24 protein-coding genes and 1 pseudogene are annotated in these 23,816 nt (G+C 72.5%); 12 read left to right on the top strand and 13 right to left on the bottom strand.

All coding sequences use genetic code 11. From position 1 onward, the window contains the following. Positions 1-72: 72 nt before the first annotated feature. Together ABTY62_RS35195 and ABTY62_RS35190 are read left to right on the top strand one after the other, a co-directional pair. Positions 73-1,074, top strand: a complete 1,002-nt coding sequence (locus ABTY62_RS35195; RefSeq protein ID WP_352133470.1) for a zinc-binding dehydrogenase — start codon at positions 73-75, stop codon at positions 1,072-1,074. Positions 1,075-1,085: 11 nt separating this feature from the next. Next, complete coding sequence (locus ABTY62_RS35190; RefSeq protein ID WP_352133469.1) at positions 1,086-1,988, top strand: TIGR03564 family F420-dependent LLM class oxidoreductase; 903 nt, start codon at positions 1,086-1,088, stop codon at positions 1,986-1,988. Between the two features lie 59 nt (positions 1,989-2,047). Here the strand turns inward: ABTY62_RS35190 and soxR are convergent. Next, positions 2,048-2,473 (bottom strand): annotated as a pseudogene (gene soxR, locus ABTY62_RS35185) (redox-sensitive transcriptional activator SoxR); the annotation flags it as partial. A 61-nt stretch (positions 2,474-2,534) separates the two neighbouring features. Between soxR and ABTY62_RS35180 the strand changes: the two are divergent. Next, a complete protein-coding gene (locus ABTY62_RS35180) occupies positions 2,535-3,176 on the top strand; it encodes an NADPH-dependent FMN reductase (RefSeq protein ID WP_352133468.1) in 642 nt (213 codons plus the stop codon). A gap of 164 nt (positions 3,177-3,340) precedes the next feature. Further along, positions 3,341-4,735, top strand: a complete 1,395-nt coding sequence (locus ABTY62_RS35175) for a threonine synthase (RefSeq protein ID WP_352133467.1) — start codon at positions 3,341-3,343, stop codon at positions 4,733-4,735. 25 nt (positions 4,736-4,760) lie between these two features. Here the strand turns inward: ABTY62_RS35175 and ABTY62_RS35170 are convergent, their stop codons facing one another. After that, the gene (locus ABTY62_RS35170) at positions 4,761-5,873 is read right to left on the bottom strand and encodes a MerR family transcriptional regulator (protein ID WP_352133466.1); all 1,113 of its coding nucleotides are present in this window, start codon (positions 5,871-5,873) and stop codon (positions 4,761-4,763) included. 108 nt (positions 5,874-5,981) lie between these two features. Next, positions 5,982-6,767: an IclR family transcriptional regulator gene (locus tag ABTY62_RS35165; protein ID WP_352133465.1), complete on the bottom strand. Its 786-nt coding sequence runs from the start codon at positions 6,765-6,767 to the stop codon at positions 5,982-5,984. A gap of 172 nt (positions 6,768-6,939) precedes the next feature. Between ABTY62_RS35165 and ABTY62_RS35160 the strand changes: the two genes are divergently transcribed. Together ABTY62_RS35160 and ABTY62_RS35155 are read left to right on the top strand one after the other, a co-directional pair. After that, positions 6,940-8,049 (top strand): homoserine dehydrogenase, encoded by a 1,110-nt coding sequence (locus tag ABTY62_RS35160; RefSeq protein ID WP_352133464.1) that lies wholly within the window; start codon positions 6,940-6,942, stop codon positions 8,047-8,049. After that, positions 8,042-9,472 (top strand): aldehyde dehydrogenase family protein, encoded by a 1,431-nt coding sequence (locus ABTY62_RS35155; RefSeq protein ID WP_352133463.1) that lies wholly within the window; start codon positions 8,042-8,044, stop codon positions 9,470-9,472. The genes ABTY62_RS35160 and ABTY62_RS35155 overlap by 8 nt, the downstream gene beginning before the upstream one ends. On the opposite strand, the gene ABTY62_RS35150 is transcribed toward ABTY62_RS35155, so the two are convergent. The 5 genes from ABTY62_RS35150 to ABTY62_RS35130 form a co-directional block, all read right to left on the bottom strand. Beyond that, on the bottom strand, positions 9,453-9,905 hold the full coding sequence (locus tag ABTY62_RS35150; protein ID WP_352133462.1) for an Lrp/AsnC family transcriptional regulator: 453 nt from the start codon (positions 9,903-9,905) through the stop codon (positions 9,453-9,455). The two genes, ABTY62_RS35155 and ABTY62_RS35150, sit on opposite strands and share 20 nt — an antisense overlap. A 91-nt stretch (positions 9,906-9,996) precedes the next feature. Further along, entirely contained in the window at positions 9,997-10,779 is a 783-nt protein-coding gene (locus ABTY62_RS35145) for a cyclase family protein (RefSeq protein ID WP_352133461.1), read from the bottom strand. 58 nt (positions 10,780-10,837) lie between these two features. Continuing rightward, positions 10,838-11,533 carry an HAD hydrolase-like protein gene (locus ABTY62_RS35140; protein WP_352133460.1) on the bottom strand — a complete coding sequence of 232 codons (696 nt, stop codon included), beginning with the start codon at positions 11,531-11,533 and terminating at the stop codon, positions 10,838-10,840. Further along, positions 11,530-13,026: an amino acid permease gene (locus ABTY62_RS35135; protein ID WP_352133459.1), complete on the bottom strand. Its 1,497-nt coding sequence runs from the start codon at positions 13,024-13,026 to the stop codon at positions 11,530-11,532. Before ABTY62_RS35135 ends, ABTY62_RS35140 begins: the two co-directional genes overlap by 4 nt. A 130-nt stretch (positions 13,027-13,156) precedes the next feature. Next, positions 13,157-13,633, bottom strand: a complete 477-nt coding sequence (locus ABTY62_RS35130; protein WP_352133458.1) for a YqfO family protein — start codon at positions 13,631-13,633, stop codon at positions 13,157-13,159. Positions 13,634-13,841: 208 nt separating this feature from the next. Between ABTY62_RS35130 and ABTY62_RS35125 the strand changes: the two genes are divergently transcribed. Further along, the gene (locus ABTY62_RS35125; protein ID WP_352133457.1) at positions 13,842-14,630 is read left to right on the top strand and encodes an IclR family transcriptional regulator; all 789 of its coding nucleotides are present in this window, start codon (positions 13,842-13,844) and stop codon (positions 14,628-14,630) included. A gap of 23 nt (positions 14,631-14,653) precedes the next feature. Next, complete coding sequence (locus ABTY62_RS35120; RefSeq protein WP_352133456.1) at positions 14,654-15,325, top strand: class I SAM-dependent methyltransferase; 672 nt, start codon at positions 14,654-14,656, stop codon at positions 15,323-15,325. A 166-nt stretch (positions 15,326-15,491) separates the two neighbouring features. Here the strand turns inward: ABTY62_RS35120 and ABTY62_RS35115 are convergent, their stop codons facing one another. The 3 genes from ABTY62_RS35115 to ABTY62_RS35105 are packed head-to-tail and all read right to left on the bottom strand — an operon-like array spanning position 15,492 to position 17,611. Further along, positions 15,492-15,785, bottom strand: a complete 294-nt coding sequence (locus ABTY62_RS35115; RefSeq protein ID WP_352133455.1) for a DUF1330 domain-containing protein — start codon at positions 15,783-15,785, stop codon at positions 15,492-15,494. Between the two features lie 33 nt (positions 15,786-15,818). Next, positions 15,819-17,252 carry an MFS transporter gene (locus ABTY62_RS35110; RefSeq protein WP_352133454.1) on the bottom strand — a complete coding sequence of 478 codons (1,434 nt, stop codon included), beginning with the start codon at positions 17,250-17,252 and terminating at the stop codon, positions 15,819-15,821. Further along, complete coding sequence (locus tag ABTY62_RS35105; protein WP_014173936.1) at positions 17,249-17,611, bottom strand: MarR family winged helix-turn-helix transcriptional regulator; 363 nt, start codon at positions 17,609-17,611, stop codon at positions 17,249-17,251. The genes ABTY62_RS35110 and ABTY62_RS35105 overlap by 4 nt, the downstream gene beginning before the upstream one ends. Positions 17,612-17,871: 260 nt before the next feature. On the opposite strand from ABTY62_RS35105, the gene ABTY62_RS35100 reads away from it, so the two are divergent. From ABTY62_RS35100 to ABTY62_RS35090, 3 genes are all read left to right on the top strand, one after another. Then, entirely contained in the window at positions 17,872-18,303 is a 432-nt protein-coding gene (locus tag ABTY62_RS35100) for a helix-turn-helix domain-containing protein (RefSeq protein WP_352133453.1), read from the top strand. An 18-nt stretch (positions 18,304-18,321) separates the two neighbouring features. Further along, complete coding sequence (locus ABTY62_RS35095; RefSeq protein ID WP_352133452.1) at positions 18,322-18,948, top strand: hypothetical protein; 627 nt, start codon at positions 18,322-18,324, stop codon at positions 18,946-18,948. Between the two features lie 137 nt (positions 18,949-19,085). Further along, positions 19,086-19,430: a DUF2516 family protein gene (locus ABTY62_RS35090; protein ID WP_352133572.1), complete on the top strand. Its 345-nt coding sequence runs from the start codon at positions 19,086-19,088 to the stop codon at positions 19,428-19,430. Between the two features lie 105 nt (positions 19,431-19,535). On the opposite strand, the gene ABTY62_RS35085 is transcribed toward ABTY62_RS35090, so the two are convergent. Continuing rightward, positions 19,536-20,768: a PP2C family protein-serine/threonine phosphatase gene (locus ABTY62_RS35085; RefSeq protein ID WP_352133451.1), complete on the bottom strand. Its 1,233-nt coding sequence runs from the start codon at positions 20,766-20,768 to the stop codon at positions 19,536-19,538. Between the two features lie 358 nt (positions 20,769-21,126). After that, the gene (locus tag ABTY62_RS35080; protein ID WP_352133450.1) at positions 21,127-22,317 is read right to left on the bottom strand and encodes a C40 family peptidase; all 1,191 of its coding nucleotides are present in this window, start codon (positions 22,315-22,317) and stop codon (positions 21,127-21,129) included. 337 nt (positions 22,318-22,654) lie between these two features. On the opposite strand from ABTY62_RS35080, the gene pstS reads away from it, so the two are divergent. Continuing rightward, the gene (pstS, locus tag ABTY62_RS35075; protein WP_352133449.1) at positions 22,655-23,785 is read left to right on the top strand and encodes a phosphate ABC transporter substrate-binding protein PstS; all 1,131 of its coding nucleotides are present in this window, start codon (positions 22,655-22,657) and stop codon (positions 23,783-23,785) included. Positions 23,786-23,816 lie beyond the last annotated feature (31 nt).

The raw sequence follows: 23,816 nt of genomic DNA, 5'->3' as shown, positions 1-23,816 counted from the left end.
GTCCCCATAGTATCTGCCAATAGCCAAGCGGACTGCCGGTCCACTTTACTTGTCTGCCCCGAGGAGGCAGCCATGAGCAGCAGCACAGCAGCCACCCTGCGCGCGGTGATCGTCGACCCCGAGGCGCCGGGGTCCCTGCGCTTCGCGGACGTACCGGAGCCCGCGCCGGGGCCGGGCGAGGCGCTGGTCGAGGTGCGGCACGCATCGATGAACTACGGGGAGGTGCGGTGGGCCACCCATCAGCCACCCGGCTCCGTCATGGGCTACGACGCGGCGGGAGTCGTGCTCCGCGCCGCTGCCGACGGCTCCGGGCCCGCGGCGGGTGCCCGCGTGGTCGCCTTCGGCCCGGGCGCGTGGAGCGAGCGCGCGGCCTTCGCGAGCGACAGCCTCGCCGAGTTGCCCGACTCCGTCGCCCTGGCCGACGCCGCCGCGCTCCCGCTGGTCGGCATCACCGCCCTGCGTACGCTGCGCGCGGCCGGGAGCATCCTGGGCAAGCGGGTGCTGATCACCGGCGCCTCGGGCGGCGTCGGACGGATGGCCGTCCAACTGGCGCGGCGGGCCGGGGCGTACGTCATCGCCTCGGTGGGCTCGCCCGCGCGCGGCGAGGGGCTGAAGGAGCTCGGCGCGGACGAGGTCGTGGTCGGGCTTGATCCGGTCGAGCAGCCCGTGGACGTGGTCCTGGAGAACGTCGGCGGGCTCCAGCTGGTGGCCGCCTGGAACCTGCTCAAGCCGGGCGGCAACCTCCAGAGCATCGGCTGGGCCGCCCACGACCAGCCCGCCGTGTTCCCGCCGAACGGCATCTTCTCGCTCGGCGCGGCCAAGTCGCTGCACTCGTTCGCGGACCCCTCCCACCCGGGCCCTGACCTCGCCGCCCTCGTCGGCCTCGTGGCGCGCGGCGAGCTCTCGCCGGAGATCGGCTGGCGCGGGTCCTGGGAGCGGGTCGCGGCGGCGGCGGAGGCGCTGCTCGGGCGTCGCGTGCCGGGCAAGGCCGTCCTGGACATCGGCCCCTCCACGGGCCCCGACGCGAGCGCGAAGCCCGTCCCCACCACTGCCACGACCGCCACGACCGCGTGAAAGGCGATCCCATGCGTATCGGACTCCTCCTGAACCTCCTCGGCCCGCTCGACTCGGTCGTCGCGCAGGCGCGCGACATCGCCGCGTCGGGTCTCGGCACCGCCTGGCTGCCCGAGTTGGGCGCCTGGGACGCCCTGACCGCGGCCGCCGCCATCGGCCCCCAGGTGCCCGGTCTCACGCTGGGCACTTCCGTGGTCCCGACGTATCCGCGCCACCCGCTGACGCTCGCCGCCCAGGCGCTGACCGCCCAGGCGGCCACCGGCAACCGCTTCACGCTCGGCGTCGGGGTGAGCCACCGGCACGTCATCGAGGGGAAGTTCGGCCACCCCTTCGACCGGCCGGCCCGACATCTGCGGGAATACCTCTCCGCTCTGGTGCCCTTGCTGCGCGGCGAGAGCGTGACGCACGAGGGCGAGACCCTCAAGGCCGTCGGCGCGGTCACCGCGCCCGGCGCCGAGCCGCCCGCGCTGCTGGTCGGCGCGCTCGGCCCGGCGATGCTCAAGGTGGCGGGCGAGCTGGCCGACGGCACCATCGCCGTCTGGGCGGGCAGGGCCGCGCTCGCGGACCACATCGTGCCCACGATCACCCGGGCGGCGGCCCACGCGGGGCGGCCCGCGCCGCGCATCGTCGTCTTCAAGGCCGTGGGCGTCACCGCGGACCCGGAGGCGCGCCGCGCGGAGATCGCCGAACAGTTCAGTCAGGTCGACCAGATCCCGCACTACCGCGCCGTGCTGGACCGCGACGGCTCGGCGGGCCCGCAGGACACCGCGGCACTGGGCGACGAGTCCACCGTCGAGCAGGGGTTGCGGGAGCTGGTCGACGCGGGGGCGACCGAGTTCATCGCCTCCCCGGTCGGCACGCCCGAGGAACAGGCCCGCACGCTCGCCTTGCTGGCGGAGCTGGCCACGTCCTGATCGACGGGTCCGCAGGCCCCGGGCCCGTCCGCATCGGAGCAGGACTTCAGCAGCCGGCGCGCGCCCGGGCCCTGCTCGCCGAGTCTGTCGTGCCGGTTCACCAGCGCGCACTTGTCGATCGACAGACACCCGCAGCCGATGCAGTCGGTGAGGCTGTCGCGCAGATTCAGCAGCTGCTCGATCCGCTCGCTGAGGTCCTCGCGCCAGCGCTCCGAGATCCGGGCCCAGTCCTCCTTGCTGAGGACGTGGTCCTCGGGGAAGAGCGAGAGGACCTCCCGGATCCTGGCCAGCGGGATGCCGACGCGCTGCGAGGAGCGCACAAACGCCACCCGGCGCAGCGTGTCGCGGGTGTAGCGGCGCTGGTTTCCGGTGGTGCGGCGGCTGTGGATGAGCCCTTCGCGCTCGTAGAAGCGCAGCGCGGAGGCGGGGACTCCACTGCGTTGGGACAGGTCACCGACCGTGAGTTCATGGGTCTTCCACGACATCTGGCTCATAAAAACGAGCGTAGCTTGACTTCAAGTTATGTTTAAGTCCGAGCCTGGAGGCATGGTTACCGAAACGGCCGGCCACACCGCCGCCATCACCGCCCCCGCTGCTTCCGCCTCCGTCGCCACTCCCCTCCAGCTCGCCGTCATCATCGGCAGCACCCGCGAGGGGCGCTTCGGCCCGAAGGTCGCCGACTGGTTCACCAGCCGCGCCGCACCCCGGGCGGACCTGCGCACCGACGTCATCGACCTGGCCGACACCCCACTGCCCGGGACGCTCAGCCACCGGCCCGGCCCCGAGGACGCCGCGGCCCTGGCGGCCGTGGCGCCCCGGCTGGAGGCCGCCGACGCGTTCGTCGTGATCACCCCGGAGTACAACCACAGCTACCCGGCCTCCCTCAAGAACGCCATCGACTGGCACTACTCACAGTGGCGGGCCAAACCCGTCGGGTTCGTCTCGTACGGCGGGATCTCCGGCGGTCTGCGCGCGGTCGAGCATCTGCGGACGGTCTTCGCCGAACTGCACGCGGTCACCGTCCGCGACACGGTGAGCTTCCACAACGCCGGGGAGCTCTTCGACGCGGACGGCACGCTGAAGGACCCGAAGGCGGCCGAGGCGGCCGCCTCGACGATGCTCGACCAGCTGGCGTGGTGGGGGTGGGCGCTGCGCGAGGCCCGCGTCACCCGCCCGTACCAGGGCTGACCACCCCCGCCGACCGGGTGCCCCCGATCACCGGTCACCCCTGACCGATCGCCCCCGACCGGTTGCCCCGCCGACGTCGCCGTCGGGCCCGCGAGCCGAGCCCCGGCCCCTGGCCCTACGGCGGCGTCGGGCGTCTGACCAGCAAGCCTGGCATGATCCGGGCCATGCAACAGCCCAACTCCCGGCCCGCCCCGCCCAACTCCCGCCCCGCGCGGTCCATTTCCCGCCCCACGCGCCCCCATCCCACACCCCACAACCCCACACAGACCGACCGCACACAGACCGACCGCACACAGTCCGACGCCCCACCAGCACAGCCCAAGGCCTCGCGCGCCCGCTCGCGGGCCCACTCGCTGTCGCTCGCGACCGGTCAGCGGTCCCTGGGGGATCCCACGATCCACTACGCCCTGTGGCCACCGCTCACCAACGGCTGCCCGCGCACCTCCACCGACGCGGTCGCGTACCCGCTGGAGGTCGACTACGCCTACGACCGGGTGCCCGCCGACCTGTTCGACCGCCCCGCCGCACACGGCCTCGAACGCTGGGCCCCGCTGCTCCCGCCGCTGTCCGCCCCCGGGCTCGGCGAGGGGAACACGCCCCTGGTCCGGCTGGCGGAGGGCGTCTACGTCAAGGACGAGTCGCGCAACCCCACGTGGAGCCACAAGGATCGCCTCAACCGCGTCGCCGTCAGCGCCGCGAAGGCGAGCGGGGCGCGCGGCGTCGTGGTGTGCTCCTCCGGCAACCACGGCGCCTCGGCGGCGGCTTACGCGGCTCGCGCCGGTCTGCCGTGCGCCGTGTTCACCTCGCCGCACGCCCCGCCCGCCGTCGCCTCCTTCGTGCGCGCGTACGGGGCCACGGTGCTCACTGTCCCCCGCGAGTCGCTGCGACCGCTGGCGCGACGCGTGGTGGCGGAGTTCGGCTACCACCCCGTCAGCAGCCTCACCGACAACGCCCACACCGGCCACCCCTTCGGCCCCGAGGGCTACAAGACCATCGCGTACGAGATCTTCCTGGACCTCGGCGAGACGCCCGAGGCGGTGTACGTGCCCACCGGCTACGGCGAGCTGCTCTTCGGCGTCTGGAAGGGCTTCCACGAGCTGACCCTGCTGGGCCTGGCCGACCGCGTCCCGCGGCTGTACGCGTGCGAGCCCGCCGCCGCGGGCGCGCTGGCCACCGCGATCCGCACCGGCCGCCCCGCCACCGAGGTCCCGGTCGGCCCGACCGAGGCGTACGGGATCGCCTGCCCGGTGGGCAGCTACCGCGGGGTGGTCGCCGTACGCGAGAGCCGGGGCGAGGCGCTGACCGTCACCGACGAGCAGATGGCCGCCGCCCGCGCCGAACTCTCCGCCCAGGGCATGTGGGTCGAGCTGTCCTCCGCCGCCGGGCTGGCCGCGCTGCGCGCCCACCACGACGGCCCGCATGACGCCCCGGATGCCTCGGGCGGCCCCGTCGTATGCATCGCCACGTCCAGCGGCTTCAAGGACAGCGCCACCGGCACCCGTACCTACCCGCCCATGCCCGCGGGCTGGGACGCCGTGGCGGGGGCGCTGTCCCGATGACCGTCGGCTCGGCCCCCGGGCGGTGTCACTCCTCCGGCTCCAGAACATCGGCGACCACGCAGCTGACGTTGTCGGGGCCGCCCGCCCGGTTGGCCAGGGCGACGAGCTCGCGCACCGCCCCCTCGGGGTCGCGGGCCGAGGTGACCACCCCGCGGATGTCCCCGGTCGGCACCACGGCGGACAGCCCGTCGGAGCAGAGCAGATAGCGGTCCCCCGGCCTGGCGTCGTGCAGACGTATGTCGGCGGTGGCCCCGGCCTCTCCGGTCAGGGCCCGCGCCAGCAGGGAGCGCTGCGGGTGGGAGGCGGCCTCCTCCGGGGTGAGCCGCCCTTCGTCGACCATCGCCTGGACGAGGGTGTGGTCGTGGGTGATCTGGAAGAGCCCGCCGTCCCGCAGGAGGTACGCGCGGGAGTCCCCGATGTGCACCATGGCCAGCTGGGATCCGGTCCACAGCAGCGCGGTGAGCGTGGTGCCCACCTCCCGCGGCGCGGGGTCGGCTCCGGCGATGTCGCGCACGGCGTGGCCCGCCTGCTCGACGGCGTCCTCCAGCGCGTTGAGGATCTCGCCCACCGGGAGGCCCGGGCCGACGCCCTCGGTGACGCCCTCGACGCCCAGGCGTTTGAGCACTTGGACGGCGGCCGCGCCGGCCGGTGCGCCGCCCGCGCCGAAGCCGTCGGCGACGGCGAGCAGACGGGACCCGGCGTAGGCGGTGTCCTGGTTGCTCTCGCGGACCAGGCCGGTGTCGGACAGCGCGGCGTAGCGGATTCCCAGGGGCTTGGTGGTCGGGGACATGTCGGGGTCCTTCCATGACAGATGGCCGACGAGGAAGGCGGCCAGGTCTCGCCGGGCGGCGGTCTCGGCCTCCACCTGGGCCCAGTAGGCCCGGACCTCGCGCGCCGCCGCGGCCGCGTCCAGCTCGCGCAGCTCGCAGACCTCGCCGATGCGGGCCAGCGGCATACCCAGGCGGCGCAGCCAGGCCACCAGCCGGGCCCGTTCGAGCTGCTCCGGTGCGTAGAGCCGGTAGCCCGTCGCCGGGTCGACCCGGGCCGGGGACAGCAGCCCCAGCTCGTCGTACAGCCGCAGCGCCTTCGGCGACAGCCGGGACGCCTTCGCGAACGCCCCGATGGTCAGCAGGCCCATGTCCGCCTCCTCGCGCCGGGCCCCTCGCCCGGCACATCGATGCTGTGGCCTCCCCCAAGGACAAGGTCAAGGAGGAGGTCGAGGAGGTCGAGAAGGAAAAGCGGTCGGCTACGGCGTGGCGACGTCGATGAGCCGCCCGAGCGCGGCGGCCGAGGCGGTCAGATCGGCGCGGATCGTCTCCTCCCGCGGCCGGAGGTCCGTCTGCCGGCCCAGGACCGCGAGCGCCGCGAAGATCTGGCCCTGGCCGTCCCGCACCGGTACGGCGTACTCGGTGATGCCGTGCTCGAACTCCCCGTGCGCGGCGACCATCCCGCCCGGCCGGTCGCGGTCGTTGGCCGCTGCCAGCTCGTCGGCGGAGTGCGCGGCGTTGGGCCCGCCGACGCCGATCAGCTCGTACCCCTGGAGCAGCGCGGCGATCTCGTCGCCGGAGTGGTCGAGCAGCAGCGCGCGCCCCGCCCCCGTGCACCAGCATGGGGTGACCAGGCCGGCCCTGACCGGCCATGGCTCGGCTGCCGCTGCCGCCTCCCCGCGCAGCAGCCGGACGAGCACGCCGTCGCGCACCGAGAGCCGGGCGCCGGCCCCGTGTTCGATCGCGAGCCGGCGAAGGACCGGCCGGGCCCCGCGCAGCAGACCGTGGTTGAGGGCCCGGCCCAGCTCGTGGAACCCGGCGGCGACGCGCAGTGTGGAGTCCTCACGGCGCTCCAGGAACCCCCGGTCGCACAGCTCCTGGGTCATCCGGGAGGCCTTGCTGGGGTCGATGCCGATCTCCTGGGCGAGCCTGGCGACGTTGAACCCGGTGCGCCCGGAGGTCTCCCGCTCCAGGACCGCGTTGATGATCTGGAGGCCGGTACGCAGCGAGGATGCCGCCTGGGCCTTCGGCGGGTTCGCTGTCACGGCCTCACTCTAGCAACGCGATCCCCACGTGATCCCGGCATGATCCGCGGCCGCCGCAGGACAACCGCTCGCGGGACGGTGCACATCGGCATCGCCGCCGGTCGCTTCGGCATGGCCGCGATGACGGGCGCGGAGGTGACGCTGGGCAAGGTCACAACCGAAGGAGATGCTGATGACGCTGATGACCCGATACGACCTCGCCCTGATCGGATTCGGTGGCGTCAACCGCGCGCTCGCCGAACTGATCGCCGAGCGTGGCGACGAGCTGTCCGAGGAGCTGGGCTTCGGCCTGCGGGTGGTCGCGATCACCGACCTGCGGGCCGGGTCCCTGGTGCGGGCCGACGGTATCGACCTGGCGCCGCTGCTCGCAGTGGCGCCGGGCGAGCTCGACTTCTCCGGCCTGGAGGGCGGCAGCGCCGATCCGCGCAACGAGTGGGTGATCCGGTCCGTGCCCGCCGACATCGTCGCCGAGGCCACGTTCACCAACCCGGCCGACGGCGAGCCCGCGCTGTCGCATGTGCGCTGGGCGCTGGAGGCGGGCAAGCACGTGTGCACCACCAACAAGGGTCCGGTCGCCCTGCACTGCGACGCGCTCAAGCGGCTCGCGGCGGAGCGCGGCGTGAGCTTCGAGTTCGAGGGGACCGTGCTCAGCGGCACGCCGGTGCTGCGTACGGCGGACCGGCTGCTCGCGGGCGCCCGCGTCACCGGCGTCGAGGGCATCATGAACGGCACCTCGAACTACATCCTCGGCCGGCTCGAAGAGGGGGTCGGCTTCGCCGACGCCGTCAAGGAGGCCCAGGAAGCGGGCTACGCCGAGGCCGACCCCACCGCGGACGTCGAGGGCTTCGACGTCCAGCTGAAGGTCGCGATCCTCGCCCATGAGGTGCTGGGCGCCACGCTGTCCCGCGAGGACATCGCCCGGGAGGGGATCACCCGGCTCACCCCGGCGGACATGCGCGACGCCGCCGCCCGGGGGCTGCGGTGGAAGCTGATCGGCTCGGTCGCCCGCCGCGCGGACGGAGGCGTCGACGCGCGCGTGGCGCCGGTCGCGCTGCCGGTCGAGCACCCGCTGGCCTCGGTCGGCGGCGCCGTGAACGCCGTGGCCTTCCACACCGATCTGCTCGGCACCGTCACCGTCTCCGGCCCCGGCGCCGGGCGCACCGAGACCGCGTACGCCCTGCTGTCGGACATCATCGCCATCCACCAGCGGCACGGCACCGGCCCCATCGCCCCCGCTTCCGTCCCCGTCGGCCGTGTCCTCGAGGAGGCCCTCCGTGACTGACACCACCCTCGCCGCTCTCCCGCACACCGGCGACGACGACCACGGCTTCGTCGCCGTGCGCAACCCGTACACGGACGAGGTCATCGGGTCGGTCTGCGCCACGACGGCGGACGCCGTCGACGAGGTCATGGCCCGCGCCCGCCGCGGGCGCGCCACCGCCGCGGCCCTCTCGCGGGCCGCCCGGGCCGCGGTGCTGGACCGCGCGGCCCGGCTGGTCTCCGAGCGCGCCGAGTCCTTCGCCCGGCTGATCGTGGCCGAGGCGGGCAAGACCATCACCCAGGCCCGCAAGGAGACCGCCCGCGCGGTGAACACCCTGGCGCTGTCGGCCGCCGAGGCCCGCCGGAACGCGGGCGAGGTGGTGCCCTTCGACGCGTACGAGGGGTCCGAGGACCGCCAGGGCTGGTTCACGCGGGAGCCGCTGGGCATCATCGCCGCGATCACCCCGTACAACGACCCCCTCAACCTGGTCGCCCACAAGCTCGGGCCGGCCGTCGCGGGCGGCAACGCCGTCATCCTCAAACCCTCCGACCTCACCCCGCTGTCCGCGCTGCGGCTGGTCGACACCCTCGTCGAGGCCGGGCTGCCGGACGAGGTGATCACCGTCGTCAACGGCGGCGCGGACCTCGGCGCCGCGATCGTCGCCGCCCCCGAGGTGCGCATGGTCTCGTTCACCGGCGGCTTCGCGACCGGGGAGGCCATCGCGCGCCAGGCCGGGCTGAAGAAGCTCGCCATGGACCTCGGCGGCAACGCGCCGGTCCTGGTGCTCGCCGACGCGGACCTCGGCCTCGCGGTGGAGGCGTGCGTGTCCGGCGCGTTCTGGGCCGCGGGCCAGAACTGCATCGGCGCCCAGCGGATCCTGGTCGCCCGGGAGGTGTACGAGGAGTTCCGCGCCGCGTTCGTCGCGAGGACGAGGGCGCTGCGGACCGGCGACCCCCGCGACGAGCACACCGATGTCGGCCCGATGATCACGCCCCTGGCGGCCCGGGCCGCGAAGGCGAAGGCCGATGAGGCCGTCGCGCGGGGCGCGGTGCTGCTGTGCGGCAACGACCTCGACGGCAGCCGCTACAGCCCCACCGTGCTGGAGAACGTCCCGGCCGACAGCGCCCTGTGGCGGCAGGAGGCGTTCGCGCCGCTCGTGGCGCTGGAGCCGGTCGACTCCTTCGAGGAGGCCGTGGCGCGCGCCAACGAGATCGACTTCAGCCTCCACGCGGGCGTCTTCACCGCCAGCCTGGACCGCGCGATGGCGGCGGCCCGGCTGCTGGAGGCGGGCGGGGTGATGGTCAACGACTCGTCCGACTACCGGTTCGACGCCATGCCGTTCGGCGGGTTCAAGTACGGCAGCATGGGCCGCGAGGGCGTGCGGTTCGCCTACGAGGACATGACGCAGCCGAAGGTCGTGTGCCTCAACCTCGCGGGCGGCTGACCACCCGCGAGAGCGTCAGCGCCGTGACCGTATCGCGTACACCGGGCATCTGGGCGATCTGTTCCCAGATGCCCTGTACGCGTTCCAGGGACCTGGCCTCGATCCGCACCATCAGGTCGAACTCCCCGCTGAGCACATCGCAGATGACGACCTCCGGGATGCGCTTGAGCGCCGCCAGCACCTCGCCGCCGCGCAGCCGGTCCTTGCGGTAGACGAGGACGAGCGCCGAGGCGATGTCCTCGTCCTCGTGCCCGCCGCGCACCAGCGTGTAGCCGCGGATGTGTCCCTGCCGCTCCAGCCGGTCGATCCGCTGCCGTACGGCGTTCCGCGACAGCAGCACCCGCTGGCCGAGCTCGGCGTGCGACAGGCGGGCGTTGCGGGTGAGTTCGGCGATGATCTTCTCGTCGATCGCGTCCAGGGCCGGTCGCTCCATCGCGGTATCCGTTCTCTACGTGGCTCTGCGCACGGCGAGACCCCGGCGGACTCGGGTCCGCCGGGGCTCCGTGCGCCGGTCGTTCGGGCAATCAGTCATTCATGTCGTTCGGGCACAGGGCGAAGACGCGGGCCGGGAACCCGGAGCCGCCCTGGGGCTTGGGCCAGGTGGCGACGATCAGCGCGCCCGCCTCGGGCACCTGGTCGAGGTTGGCCATCAGCTCTATCTGCCACCGGTCACGCGCGAGGACGTACCGCTCCAGGCCGAAGTCGCCGGCCGAGGTGGCCGAGCCCGGGTCGGTGTCGGTCTGCTCATGGCCGATCGCGGTGACGCCCGCCTCCTCGAACAGATACCGCAGCACCTCGCCGGACCAGCCGGGGGCGTGGCTGACGCCCGCCGCGTCCTTGTTGGCCATCGCGTCCCGGTCCGGCCAGCGCCGGCCCCACCCGGTGCGCAGCGCCACGAACGACCCGGCGGGGACGGCGCCGTGGCGCGCCTCCCAGGCCGCCACGTCGTCCAGGGTCGGGGTCGCGTCCGGGTCGGCGGCCACCCGCTCGGTGATGTCGAGCACCACCAGCGGCAGGACCATCTCCTCCACGGGGATCCGGTCCAGCGTGCGCGCCCCGGCGACGAAGTGCACGGGCGGGTCGACATGTGTGCCCCACTGGCCCACGAGTGTGTAGCGGTGGACGTTGAAGCCGTCCCCGCGGTCCATGTCGAAGACCATCTCGCGCTGCTCGTCGGGGAAGGCGGGGAAGTGCGGCTGCCCGGGGTGGAAGGCGTGGGTGAGGTCCGTGTACGTCGCCTTCGCGGTCAGCTCGCGAAGGGCCGACCACAGGGCGGGGGTGGTGGGAGAGGGGCTGCTGTCGCTCATGTGCTGGTTCTCTTTCGCGTCATTGGTGCCATGCCGGTGATGTCACGTCAGTGGCTGTTCAACGGCCATGGTCGCGGGCCGCGACCACCAGGTCCGTCAGCTCAGCGGGGTCGGCCACCGAGGCGACCGCGTCCGCCGACTCCGACCGGTCCCCGTAGCCCCACAGCACATGGACCGCCGGGATCTCCTCGGCGGCGGCGCTGGTGACGTCGTACGACCGGTCGCCGACCATGAGCGGCGCCGACACGTCGACGCCGCGGCGGGCCAGCCGCGCCAGGCACTCCCGGATCACCTGCCGCTTGGTGGTGCGGCCCGCCTGGTCGTCGATGCCGCACACCGCCTCGAACCACGGGTCCAGGCCGTAGTGGGCGACGACCCGGCACGCCTGGTCCTCGACCTTGGAGGTCGCCACCCCCATCGGCAGGCCCGCGGCGGCCAGCGCCTTCAGCGCCTCCATGATCCCGTCGTACAGCGCGCTGTCGAGGGCGCCGTGCGCCGCGTAGTGCGCGCGGTACGCCGCCAGGGCCCGTAGCGCGGTCGGCTCGTCGAGGCCGAGCCGGTGGCGGAAGGACTCGTACATCGGCGGGCCGACGAACGTCCGCAGCACGCCGGGGTCCGGGGCCACGACGCCGACCTCGCGCAGCGCGGCGTGGATGCTCGCGAGGACTCCGGGGGCGGAGTCGACGAGGGTGCCGTCCAGATCGAGCAACAGACAGGTGGGCGGCGTCGGGGTCGGGGTCGGCGTCGGGGTCATGAGGCCGTCGTCCCGCTCCCCCTGCGGCGGTGCCGCAGGTAGTAGTACAGGTAGCAGGCGGCGACGAAGGGGACGCCGAAGTACAGGGCCGCGACCTGGGCGGGGTCCAGGGCGACGCCGACCAGGGAGACCAGGCAGAGCAGAAACGCCAGGACGGGCACGACCGGATAGAGCGGGGTGCGGTACGGCAGGGTCCTCACATCCCCGCCGGCGCGCAGGAAGGCTCTCCGGTGGAAGAACTGCGAGGCCGCGATCGACATCCACACCGCCACCGCGGCGAACCCGGCGATCGACACCAGCACGAGATAGACGGTCTGGGCCGCGACCACGCTGCTCAGCAGTGACGCGAGGCCGCCCAGCATGCTCACCACGAGGGCGGCCATCGGGATCTGCCGGGAGTTCAGCCGCCGCAGCAGCTGTGGGGCCTGGCCCTCCTCGGCGAGCGAGAACAGCATCCGGGCGCAGGAGTACAGGCCGCTGTTGCCCGCGGACAGCAGCGCCGTGATGATCACGAAGTTCATGACATCGGGCGCGTAGGGGATCCCGATGGTCGTGAAGACGGTGACGAACGGGCTCTCGTCCAGGCCGACCTTGTCGTACGGGATCATCGCGGCGATCACCGTGATCGCCCCGGCGAAGAAGACCAGCAGCCTGATCACCGTCACCCGCAGCGCCTTGGGCACCGCCCGGGACGGGTCGTCCGTCTCGCCCGCGGCGACGCCGATCAGCTCGGAGCCGGAGAAGGCGTAGAACGCGGCGAGGACGGTGACCATGACGCCCGACAGCCCGTGGGGGAACAGGCCGCCGGGCGTGTCGAAGTTCTCGAACAGATGCGGCAACGCGGCGTGCTGGTCGGACAGCGGGTGGAAGCCGAAGATCGCCGCGCCGCCGAGGACGATGAGGGCGACCACGGCCGCGACCTTGATGAGGGAGAACCAGTACTCGGTCTCGCCGAAGACCCGGGCGGAGATCGCGTTGACGGTGAACACCACGGCGGCGCAGACGACACACCACACCCAGACGCTGACGGAGGGGAACCAGCGCTGCATCAGCAGCCCGCAGGCGGTGAACTCCGAGCCCAGGGCGACCGCCCAGGTCAGCCAGTACAGCCAGGCCGTGGTGAAGCCGGTCGCCGGATTGATCGAGCGCGAGGCGTAGATATGGAAGGCGCCGGAGACGGGGTAGGCGCAGGCGAGCTCGCCCAGGCAGGTCATGACGAGGTAGACGACGAACGCGCCGACGAGATAGGCGAGGACCGCGCCGAGCGGGCCGGCCTGGGAGATGGTGTAGCCGGAGCTGAGGAACAGCCCGGAGCCGATGACCCCGCCCATCGCGATCATCACGAGGTGGCGGCTGGTCATGGAGCGGCGCAGTGAGCCCTGGGCCGCGTCCTGGGATACGCCTTGAGACGCGCCCTGGGGCGGGTGGTCGGCCGGGGGGTCGGTCGCTCTTGCCTGGGCCGACGGGCTCTCCGCTGGCAGTGATGTGGTCATGACATGACTTCCTCGGGGTGGCGGTGACGGGGACGACACGGCGTGGCGGAGGGGTGGTGCCACCTCTTCGGCGCTCGCGGCCCGCGCGGGGTCCGCGCGCCGCGAGCCGCTCACTCGGAGCGCGGAGGACTCACGCGCGGGAAACGAGCTCCAGGGGTGCGGAGAGCTCGACGACCGGGACCTCCCAGGGGTGGGCGGCCACGATGCGCGAGAGGACGGTGGACACCTCGTCGTCCGCGACGGAGGCGTCCATATACGTGGTGAAGGTGAGGGTCGGGGACAGCGAGCGGGAGCCGACCGCGCCGAGGGTGGGGGTGGACCCGGGCACGGCGGTGAATCCCTCGGCGCCGATCCCCACTTCGAAGACATCGGCATAGAGGCCGAAGTCTCCGACCTCCGGCGAGCCCTCCAGGACGCGGAACAGCCCGGCCAGGGACTCGTCCTCGTAGAGCGCCGCGAGATCCCCCGCCGCCACGGCGGCCAGGGTCTGCCGCGAGACGGGCCAGTACACCTTGATCGCCCGTACCGACCGGCGGCGGATCGCCGATTCGGCGCGGCACGGCCCCTGGCCGTATGCGTGGGCTGCGGACGTCACCGTCGCCGTCATGGCTGTCGCTGTCCCTTCTCGTGCGCCCCGACGGGGCGGCGGAAACCGATGGCGAGATGCTATGCGTGCATCTACCGCACGGCAAGATGCAAATAACGCACAATTTCAGAGGCGGGGCGGTGGCAGCGCGGGCAGTAGGGTGTCGGCGATGGCTGATCGCGCCGCATGGACGGCGCACGGCGCGGCGTGGCGACACGGCTGAGGGGTCATGGAATCGAGCGTGGGCAAGGGCCTGGACGTGCTGATGGCGCTCGCCCGCAGAACAGCGGAAGGACACCGCCGCACCTCGGCCACCGACCTCGCGCGCGAACTGGCCCGCGACCGCAGCCAGCTCTCCCGCGGCCTGGCCGCCATGCGGGAAGAGGAGTACGTCGCGCGCAACGGCTCGCCCCGGGCGCTCGCCCTGCACTGGCGGCTCTACGCCGACACCCAGGAACTCACCGCCCACCGCCTGCGCACCGACGGACAGACCGCGCTCGAGGGCATGGTCGGCGAGACCGGCGAGAGCTGCTACCTGGGCGTTCTGGCCGGCGACGCGACCGTGACGATCGCCGAACGCGTCCCACAGGGCAGCAGGCAGGTCGGCTCCTGGATCGGCCGCCCCTACCCCGCCTATTGCAGCGACTGCGGGCAGGCGCTGCTCAGCGACGCCGACGACGGGGAAGTCACCGCCGTCTTCGCCCGCACCGACTTCGTACGCCACGGGCCCAACACACCCACCGGCGTCGACGACTTCCTCCGGCGGCTCGCCGCCACCCGCGAGCGGGGCTACTCGATCGTCGACGAGGAGGCCGAGCCCGGCCTGTACTCGGTCGCCGCCCCGGTCCGCGACTTCCGCGGCGAAGTGGTGGCCGCGCTCCAGGTCGTGGGCCCGCGCGTCCGACTCGCCCCGCGGACGGAGGAGTTGGCGGCCTCGGCGCTGCGCTGGGCCGGCCGGCTGGAGGCCGCCCTGCGGGGGGGTGTGACGCCCGACCGCCCCCACCCGGGCCCCCGTTGACCGCGGCTCTGTAGCTTCACCGCGTGACCGAAACCCCCGACGCCCCCAACGCCCCCTACCTCACCGCCGTCCGCGAGTCGTACGACACCGTCGCCGACGCGTATGTCGCACGCGTCAAGACGCCCGCCGAGCTGGACCCCTTGTCACGCGCGACGCTGGCCGCGTTCGCCGAACTCGTCCGGACCGCCGGCCGGGGCCCGGTCGCGGACCTGGGCTGCGGCCCCGGTCGGGTGACGGCGCACCTGGCCGAACTGGGGGTGCCCGCGTTCGGCGTCGACCTGTCGCCGGAGATGATCAGACACGCCCAAGAGGCCTATCCCGACCTGCGGTTCACCGTGGGCTCGATGACCGCACTGAGGATCGGGAACGACGAACTCGGCGGCATCCTGGCCTTCTACTCCACCCACCACACACCGCCGGAGTGGCTGCCGACCGTGTTCTCCGAGTTCCACCGCACCCTCGCGCCCGGCGGCCATCTGATGATGGCCGGCTGGGTGGGAAACGACGAGCGCCTCCGCCCGACGCGGGCCTACGGAGACCACCCGGTGTCGTACGAGTCCTACCTGCTGCCGGCGGACCGGATCGCCGATCTGCTGGGCCGGGCCGGGCTGGCCGTCACCACGCGCGTCATACAGGAGCCGGACGAGGGGATGACGCGGCGGATCGCCACGTTCCTGGCCCGCAAACCGGAATGACGGCGGACCCGGCCTGCCGGAACGGGGGTGCTGAGACTGAGCACGGCAGGTGTCGTCCCGGGACTCCTTGTGGTCCCACCGCTGTACGTGGACGGACCTGTTCCAGCAGCCGCACCAGCGAAAACCAAGATGGTGGTTCTTCAGTGAAGATCCGGCTGGACCTCGGTCAGTCGATGCCTTCGACGATGCGGAAGTCGCGCTCGACGCCGTCGGAGAGGGCGACCAGCGCCTCCTGGTAGGCCGCACTCTCGTGCGCCGCGACGGCCTGCTCGAAGCTGTCGAACTCGATCAGGACGGTGCGCTCGGCGATTCCGGCGTCATGCGCCACGACCCGACCGCCGCGGGCGAGGATCCGACCACCCCCGGCCGCGACGGCCGGAGGGGCCAGCTTGTTGTAAGCAGCCAGCTTCTCAGGGTCTGAAATGGTGCGGTAGGCGCTGACCCAGTAGCCCTTGGGCATGGAACCTCCAGTGTTGGGATGAGTGCGTCTGACTTACGGGTTGGTCTCGGACGAGCGTCGGCGGGCGAGAGCGAGGCTTGTCAGCGTCGTGATCGCCATGGCGCCGATGCCGACCAGCGCCGCGGTGGTGTAGGCGCTGTCGTCGGGGAAGAGGTGGCCGGGGCCGGTGCCCGCGGCGAGGATCAGGCCGCCGATGGCGCTGCCCAGGGAGTACCCGACGCTGCGGACGACGTAGTTGAAGCTCATGGCGCTCGACGTCTCGCTCTTGGGGGTGACGGCCAGGATGACGCCGGGCATCGCGGCCGAGAAGCCGCCGACGCCGAAGCCGAGCACGCCCATCGCCGCGAACAGTTCGGCCAGGTCCGACCGGGCCGCCGCGAACAGGGCGAACCCGCCGCCGACCACGACGGCGCTGCCGGCCAGGAGCAGGGGGTCGGCGATCCGCGTCCGGACCCGCGGCGTGAGCTTGCCGGCGACGAACCCCAGCACCGAGAACGGGATGAGGACCAGCCCGGCGACGAAGGTCGTCAGCCCGAAGCCGTAGCCGGCGCCGTGCGGCGTCTGCGCGTACCGGGTGATGAGCGTGAGCAGGAGGTACATGCCGATCCCGCCGACGAACATGGCGAGGTTCGCCCCGGCGACCGCCGGGTGCCGCACCGCCCGCACATCGACCAGGGGCGTCGTGCTGCGCAGCTCGATGACGGCCCAGACGCAGAGCAGCACCACCGCGACGACGGCGAGGCCCGCCGCCACGGCGAGGTGCCGGCTCCACAGATTCCGTTCGCCGGCGAGGAACAGCACCAGGAGCAGCGCGGCGGCCAGGACGACCGCGCCTGCCACGCCCACGTGGGCGGAGCGGCCCTCGGGGGCTTCGGGCATGGAGCGCCACGCGGTCAGGAGGGCGGCGGCGGTGACGACCAGGCCGAGGCCGTAGGCGGCCCGTACCCCGCCGAGCTCGGCGAGCAGTGCGGCCAGCGGGTAGCCGACGCCGGCCCCGATGATCGAGACCACCGAGATCAGGGCGATCACGGCCGCGCTGCGCTCCTCGGGGAGGTGGTCCCGGGCCACGCCCATCATCAGCGCCGTCAGCCCGAGCCCGACGCCCTGGGCCGCCCTGCCGGCCAGCAGCCACGCGAACGGCAGCGGCAGCACGGTGAGCGCGCTGCCAGCGACGACGACCGCCAGCGTGGCGAGGATCGTGGCCCGCCGGTGCGGGCCGGCTCCGAGCCGGCCCAGGACCGGCGTGGCGACGGCGCCGCTGAGCAGCGCGACGGTCAGCGTCCACTGCGCGCTGCCGAGCGAGACGTGGAACGAGGTCGCCACGCTGGTGATGAGCGGCGTCCCGAGGCTGGCGACCGCCGCCACGACCAGAGCGATGAACATCAGGGCGGGGACCAGCAGCCGCGCCTCGGAACGCGTCACCGGGAACGCCTTCCCCGCGACCCCGCCGACCGGCTGCCCGGTCACTGCTTCGGCCCTTCGCGGTCCTGGCTTTCGAGCTCTGCCAGATGCTTCAGCGCCGGAAGGGCCGCCACCAGCGCCTCGACCTCGTCGCCGGTGAGCTCGCCGATCAACCGCTCGAACGCGTGGACGCCCGCCTGGCGCCGCGTCCGGACGTAGGAGGCGCCGGCCTCGGTCAGGCACACCAGCGTGACCCGCTTGTCGGACGCGTCGCCCCGCCGCTCGACCAGGCCGGACTCCTCCATCACCCGGACCAGGGCGGTCATCGCGGGCTGGGTGACGCCCTCGACCGCGGCCAGATCGGTGATGCGCCGCGGGCCGGTCCGGTCCAGGGTGGCCAGGGTGGCGGCGGACGTCAGGCTCATGTCCCGGGGCAGGCGTCTCGCGGCCCTGGTGGCCAGGCCGTAGAGGGCTGCCCCGATGGCGTCGGACGCGCCGGGAGCGGTGTCTTGACGACTCATGCTCGAAGCATAGCATTTTTATATTCACAGTTTATAGAAATGGCCGACCGGCGCGGGCGACCTCGACCGCCGGGACCAGCAGCACGATGGCCGCAGCGGGCGCCGATGACACGACTGCAAGCGAATGCTTGCAATAGTTAGCACTCATGCGGCAGCATGGAGGCATGGCATCACTGAACGTCGGCACCCTCGGTGAGTTCCTGCGGGAACAGAGACGCAGCGCGCAGCTCTCGCTGCGCCAGCTCGCCGAGGCCGCCGGGGTGTCCAATCCGTATCTGAGCCAGATCGAGCGCGGGCTGCGCAAGCCGAGCGCGGAGATCCTCCAGCAGCTCGCGAAGGCGCTGCGGATATCCGCGGAGACCCTCTATGTGCAGGCCGGGATTCTCGACGAGCGGGACCGGGACGACACGGAGACGCGCAGTGTGATACTGGCCGATCCGTCGATCAACGAGCGGCAGAAGCAGGTGCTGCTACAGATCTACGAGTCCTTCCGCAAGGAGAACGCACCGGACCCCGCCGCGGGCGACACCCCCGCCGGAACCCCCGCCGGAACCGCCACAGGCAGCGCCGACGACGACGCCGAACCCTCGAAATGATCCGGGAGGACCATCAGCATGGCCATCACCGACGATGTGCGTAAGACGCTCACCGACCCGACCCCCCTGTACTTCGTGGCGGGCACGGCCGACCTCGCCGCCCAGAAGCTCAAGGAGGTCCCGTCGCTGGTCGAGAAGATCGTCGCCGAGGCCCCCGAGCGCTTCGCCGCCGTACGGAACACCGACCCGAAGGCCGTTCAGGACCGGGTCACCCAGCAGGCGAAGGACGCCCAGGAGAAGCTCACCGAGCTGCTGGGCACGCTCGACACCGACCTGAAGAAGCTCCGCGACACGGCACAGGACCTGGCGCTCCAGGGCGTGGGCCGCGCGGCCGAGCTGGCCGTCAAGGCGCGGGAGCGGTACGACGAGGTGGCCGAGCACGGCCAGGAGGTCGTCAAGACCTGGCGTGGCGAGGCGGCCGACGAGATGGTGGAGATGGCCGACGCCATCGAGCCCAAGGAGCGGCCGGTCCCGGTCGCGGGCGAGCCGTCCAAGGACGCCACGAAGACCGCGGTCAAGCCGGCGCCCGCCGCCACCCCGGCCACCCCCGCCCCCGCTGCCGCCGCCAAGAAGAGCCCGGCCCGCAAGCCGGCCCCGGCGCCCGCCCCCGGCGCCAAGAAGACCCCGCCGAAGGCCCAGGCCTGAGGGCGGCGAGGGCTGAGGGACGGCTGTCCGCCGAAGCCGGACCCCAGGGCCGGGCACACACTGCGTGCCCGGCCCTGCCAGCGGGTACGGTGGCCGGTGGAACGCTTCCCATACATATCTTCTAGGCGGTGGACGGCGTGCTGGTACAGGGATTCAACAATTTGTTGTACTGGGTCTCCTGGGGGTTGCTCCTGTTCAGCCTCTTCGCCTTCATCGACGCGGCGATCCGCCGCGAGGACGCCTACCGTGCCGCGGACAAGCAGACCAAGCCCTTCTGGCTGATCATCCTCGGGATCGCGGCCGCGGTGAACTTCTTCATGGGGATCCTCGACTTCCTGCCGATCATCGGGCTCATCGCGACCATCGTGTACTTCGTCGATGTGCGCCCCGCGCTGCGGCAGGTCTCCGGCGGCGGCCGCAACTGGCCGCGCGGCCGTGGCTCCAGCTCCGACGGTCCGTACGGGCCCTTCAACGGCCGCTAGGCGCAGCGATCACGAGCGGGGCCCTGTGGCCGTGATCGTCAGCCGCAGGGCCGCCGGCCGCGGGTCCGCCGGCCGCCAGGCCGTCAGCCGTCAGCCGCCAGGCCGTCAGCCGCGGTCCAGGAGCAGCACGGCCAGGTCGTCCGTCAGCTCCCCGCCGTTGAGCGTCCGCACCTCGGTGACGGTGTTGTCCAGCAGTTCCTCGCCGCGCAGCCCCGATGCCAGCCCGCGGGTCACGATCTCGACCATCCCGTCCTGGCCCAGCCGCTGCACGCCCTTCCCAATGCGCCCCTCGATGAGCCCGTCGGTGTACATCATCAGGCTCCAGGAGCCGCCGAGCTGGATCTCCCGGCGCGGCCAGCGGGCGCCCGGCAGCAGGCCGAGCGCCGGGCCGTTGTCGTCGGAGGGCAGCAGCCGCGGCGCCCGCCCGGGGCGCACCGCCAGGGGGGCGGGGTGACCGGCCAGGCACACCCCGGCCCGCCGCCCGTCCGGCGCGATGTCGACGGTGCACAGGGTCGCGAAGATCTCGTCGTCGGCGCGCTCGTTCTCCAGGACCTGCTGGAGGGTGCCGAGCAGTTGGTCGCCGCAGAGCCCGGCGAAGGTCAGGGCGCGCCAGGCGATGCGCAACTCGACGCCGAGGGCCGCCTCGTCGGGGCCGTGCCCGCAGACGTCGCCGATCATCGCGTGCACGGTGCCGTCCGGGGTGCGGACGGTGTCGTAGAAGTCGCCGCCCAGCAGGGCGCGGCTGCGGCCGGGCCGGTAGCGGGCGGCGAAGCGCAGACCCGAGCCCTGGAGCAGCGGGGTGGGGAGCAGCCCGCGCTCCAGCCGGGCGTTCTCCTGGGCGCGCAGCCGGGACTCGGTCAGCTGGCGCTGGGCGAGGTCGGAGCGTTTGCGCTCGACGGCGTAGCGGATGGCGCGGCTGAGGAGCCGTCCGTCCAGCTCGTCGCGGAAGAGGAAGTCCTGGGCGCCGACCCGTACGGCCTCGGCGGCGCGTTCGCCGTCCTCCACGGCGGTCAGCACGAGGACCGCGTGGGCGGGCGCGAGCCGCAGCACCGCGCGCAGGGAGTCGAGCTCGTCCTCAGCCTTCTTGCAGGGGCCGGGCAGGGCCAGGTCCAGCAGGATGCACTGGACGTCGTCGGTGAGCAGCCGCTCGGCCTCGGTGAGGTTGCGGGCGGTGCGGATGCGGACGCGGTTGCCCTCGGTGTCCAGCATTTCGGGGACGGTGAAGGAGCCGGCCGGGTCTTCCCCGATCACCAGCAAGGTGAGCCCGTTGTCGGGCGGCGCGGCGGGGCGGGCCTCGGTGGCCTCCGCCTCCAGCTGCCCGGTCGCGGGTACGGACATCGCTCGATTCCTTCCCTCCCCCCGAGAGTGCGGCGCCCTGTCGAACTGACACAGCGCCGGACACCGAGAGGCGACCATAGCGCTAGGGCGGGTCCCAGCGGAATGACCTTCGGACAGCCACTTTTGTCATATGCCAAAGCAGAAAAGGGACTTGACGCGCCGGGGCGGGGTGGCGGGATGACGAACATCACGCCGACACGAGGTGAAATGACCGGATAACAGAGCGATGTGGATGCTAATAACCGGCCCTTCCTCCATTCGGCCCAACCCCGACCGGCCCGACCCCCCACCGGGCCCGACTCCCCGTCGGATACGGACACATCGGGACGTACGACACCGGGCGCGACATCCGGCGGACTCAGCCCCCGTCGGGACGTACGACACCCAGGATCGGCATCGAGCCCGCACCCGCGACCGTGACCTGCCGCCCCGGGCGCGGCGCGTGGACGATCGCTCCGTCCCCTACATACATCCCCACATGACTCGCGTCCTTGAAGTAGATGATCAGGTCCCCCGGCCGCATCCGCTCGACGCCCACCCTCGGCAGCCGCCGCCACTGCTCCTGCGAGGTGCGCGGGATGGCGCGGCCGCCCGCGGCCCAGGCCTGCTGCGTCAGCCCCGAGCAGTCGTAGGTGTCGGGACCTTCCGCGCCCCACACATAGTCCTTGCCGAGCTGGGCCGTCGCGAACTCCACGGCCCGCCGCCCCTGCGAGGTGGCCTTGCCGCCGATCTTGCGGAGTATGCCGGAGCCCAGCCAGGTCGTCTGCGCCCGGCGCTGCTGCTCCTCCTCCAGCTGCCGCAGCCGCTCCCGCTCCTTCGCCCGCAGCCGCGACTCCAGCTGCCTGGCCCGGGCGAGCTTGGCCCGGATCTCCTTGCGCGCGGCGGCCTTCTTCGCGCGGCTGGAGTCGAGCCGCTCCCACTCCCGGGAGGCCGACTTCGCATAGCCGTCGAGCGTGGCCTGGGTCTTCTCCAGCTGGTTCATCAGGCCAAGGGTCGCCTGCTGGCCCTTGCGCGCGAGCGTGACGTCGTTGAGGAAGCCCTCGGGGTCGTCACCGAGGAGCAGCTGCGCCTCTGGCGGGATTCCGCCGTTCCGGTACTGGGCCCGGGCCACCGCCCCGGCCCGCTGCCGCAGGCCCGCCATCCGCTTCTGTGCCTTCACCACGGACTGGGCGATCCTCACAATGCGTTTCTCCTGGCGGGTCTGTTTCTCGCGGGCCAGGTTGTACGCGTCGGTGGCCGCCTCGGCCTTGCGGTAGAGCGCCTCCACCCGCTGGTGCACCTGGCGCAGGCGGTCGTTCCCGGACCCCGAGCCCCCGGACCCCGAGCCCCCGGACCCCGAGCCCCCGGACCCCGCGCCCGCGGGCGAGCCCGGCCTGGGCTCGCGGGGCGCGGCCTGCGCGCCTTCCGGCGCCGCCGTCAGCCCCACGGCGCACACGATCGCGGTGGCCGCGGCGACGCCCGCGCCGCCTCCCCTGCTGCCCCTGCTGCCCTTGCTTCCTCCGCCTCCCCCGCCGTCCCCGTCGCCCCGCCCCACCTTCCGCTTCCTCATCACCTGCGGACCTCCACGAGCCGTCGCGTAACCCGCGCGCCAGAGCTGACTTACCGGTACGTAGGGACGGATAGTGACATGCCGTACCTCAATCCGACAGAGTCACGCGCCGTTCACCACCGCTCTCACCCCCGCTCAACCGGAACCGAGGCCTCAGCCGGGCCACCACCCTGACGGCCGAGGTTCACCCTCCGTTCATCCGTGCCCATCAGCTGCGTCACCTGATCTGCCTAATTTCAGCCCTACAGAGTGCGGGTCGCGCCCATGGCATGGCCTGTCCATCCGAGCAGACTTGTGCGCCGTCCCCACCGGCGGCTCCTGGAAGGAAAACCCGAAAGTGAAGCTTCAGCGCAACAACCGGCTTCGCGCCATCGCCGCCGGTGCCCTCGCCGTCTCCGGCGCCCTGGTCCTCACCGCGTGCGGCTCCGACAACAACAGCGGTTCCTCGGGCGGCGACGGCGGCACCAAGGCGGCCAGCAACATCAAGTGTGACGGCAAGGGTCAGCTGCTGGCCTCCGGGTCGTCCGCCCAGAAGAACGCCATGGACCTGTGGGTCAAGAACTTCGGCGCCGCCTGCAAGGACGTCAAGATCAACTACAAGGCCACCGGCTCGGGCGCGGGCATCCAGGAGTGGCTCCAGGGCAAGACCGCCTTCGCGGGCTCCGACTCGGCGCTCAAGCCCGAAGAGGTCGCGGCCTCCAAGAAGATGTGCACGGGCGGCGGCCAGGGCATCAACCTGCCCATGGTCGGCGGCCCGATCGCCGTCGGCTTCAACGTCCCCGGCGTGGACAAGCTGACCCTGGACGCCAAGACCCTCGCCGAGATCTTCGACTCGAAGATCACGAACTGGAACGACGACGCCATCAAGAAGCTCAACAAGGGCGTCAACCTGCCGAACCTCAAGATCCAGGCGTTCCACCGCTCGGACGACTCCGGCACCACGGACAACTTCACCAAGTACCTCAAGGCCGCCGCCCCCTCGGCGTGGCCGCACGAGCCGGGCAAGGCCTGGGAGGGCAAGGGCGGCCAGGCCGCGGACGGCTCCGCCGGCGTCTCCTCGCAGGTGAAGCAGGTCTCCGGTTCGATCTCCTACTTCGAGCTGTCGTACGCGACCGCCAGCAGCATCAAGACCGTGGACCTGAACACCGGCGCCGCTGCCCCGGTCCAGGCCACCGTCGACAACGCCTCCAAGGCCATCTCCGAGGCCAAGGTCAAGGGCACCGGCAAGGACCTCGCCCTCGACCTGGCATATGACACCAAGGCAGAAGGCGCGTACCCGATTACGCTGGTGACGTACGAGATCGCCTGCGACAAGGGCAACAAGTCCGACACCCTCGCCGCCACCAAGTCGTTCCTGACCTACGTCTCGAGCGAGGACGGCCAGACCTCGCTGAAGGAGCTGGGCTACGCCCCGCTGCCGGCTGAGATTGCCACGAAGGTCCGCGAGAGCGTCTCGAGCCTCTCCTGACCCGAGTGCGGCCGGCTCCGAAGCATGGGAG

Source organism: Streptomyces sp. NPDC097640 (assembly GCF_040302705.1).
GTDB lineage: Bacteria > Actinomycetota > Actinomycetes > Streptomycetales > Streptomycetaceae > Streptomyces.
The sequence above is the reverse complement of the archived record's forward strand: the minus strand, read 5'-3'. Positions and strand labels throughout refer to the sequence as shown.

Excerpts from the sequence above, each read along its gene's own strand:
- ABTY62_RS35130 (WP_352133458.1), bottom strand. The coding sequence starts at position 13,633 with ATGACGGCGACGGTGACGTCCGCAGCCCACGCATACGGCCAGGGGCCG.
- ABTY62_RS35125 (WP_352133457.1), top strand. The coding sequence starts at position 13,842 with ATGGAATCGAGCGTGGGCAAGGGCCTGGACGTGCTGATGGCGCTCGCC.
- ABTY62_RS35135 (WP_352133459.1), bottom strand. The coding sequence starts at position 13,026 with ATGACCACATCACTGCCAGCGGAGAGCCCGTCGGCCCAGGCAAGAGCG.
- ABTY62_RS35160 (WP_352133464.1), top strand. The coding sequence starts at position 6,940 with ATGACGCTGATGACCCGATACGACCTCGCCCTGATCGGATTCGGTGGC.
- ABTY62_RS35190 (WP_352133469.1), top strand. The coding sequence starts at position 1,086 with ATGCGTATCGGACTCCTCCTGAACCTCCTCGGCCCGCTCGACTCGGTC.
- ABTY62_RS35105 (WP_014173936.1), bottom strand. The coding sequence starts at position 17,611 with ATGAGCCTGACGTCCGCCGCCACCCTGGCCACCCTGGACCGGACCGGC.
- ABTY62_RS35150 (WP_352133462.1), bottom strand. The coding sequence starts at position 9,905 with ATGGAGCGACCGGCCCTGGACGCGATCGACGAGAAGATCATCGCCGAA.
- ABTY62_RS35115 (WP_352133455.1), bottom strand. The coding sequence starts at position 15,785 with ATGCCCAAGGGCTACTGGGTCAGCGCCTACCGCACCATTTCAGACCCT.
- ABTY62_RS35170 (WP_352133466.1), bottom strand. The coding sequence starts at position 5,873 with ATGGGCCTGCTGACCATCGGGGCGTTCGCGAAGGCGTCCCGGCTGTCG.
- ABTY62_RS35085 (WP_352133451.1), bottom strand. The coding sequence starts at position 20,768 with ATGTCCGTACCCGCGACCGGGCAGCTGGAGGCGGAGGCCACCGAGGCC.
- ABTY62_RS35175 (WP_352133467.1), top strand. The coding sequence starts at position 3,341 with ATGCAACAGCCCAACTCCCGGCCCGCCCCGCCCAACTCCCGCCCCGCG.
- ABTY62_RS35195 (WP_352133470.1), top strand. The coding sequence starts at position 73 with ATGAGCAGCAGCACAGCAGCCACCCTGCGCGCGGTGATCGTCGACCCC.
- ABTY62_RS35095 (WP_352133452.1), top strand. The coding sequence starts at position 18,322 with ATGGCCATCACCGACGATGTGCGTAAGACGCTCACCGACCCGACCCCC.
- ABTY62_RS35180 (WP_352133468.1), top strand. The coding sequence starts at position 2,535 with ATGGTTACCGAAACGGCCGGCCACACCGCCGCCATCACCGCCCCCGCT.
- ABTY62_RS35080 (WP_352133450.1), bottom strand. The coding sequence starts at position 22,317 with ATGAGGAAGCGGAAGGTGGGGCGGGGCGACGGGGACGGCGGGGGAGGC.
- ABTY62_RS35140 (WP_352133460.1), bottom strand. The coding sequence starts at position 11,533 with ATGACCCCGACGCCGACCCCGACCCCGACGCCGCCCACCTGTCTGTTG.
- ABTY62_RS35100 (WP_352133453.1), top strand. The coding sequence starts at position 17,872 with ATGGCATCACTGAACGTCGGCACCCTCGGTGAGTTCCTGCGGGAACAG.
- ABTY62_RS35145 (WP_352133461.1), bottom strand. The coding sequence starts at position 10,779 with ATGAGCGACAGCAGCCCCTCTCCCACCACCCCCGCCCTGTGGTCGGCC.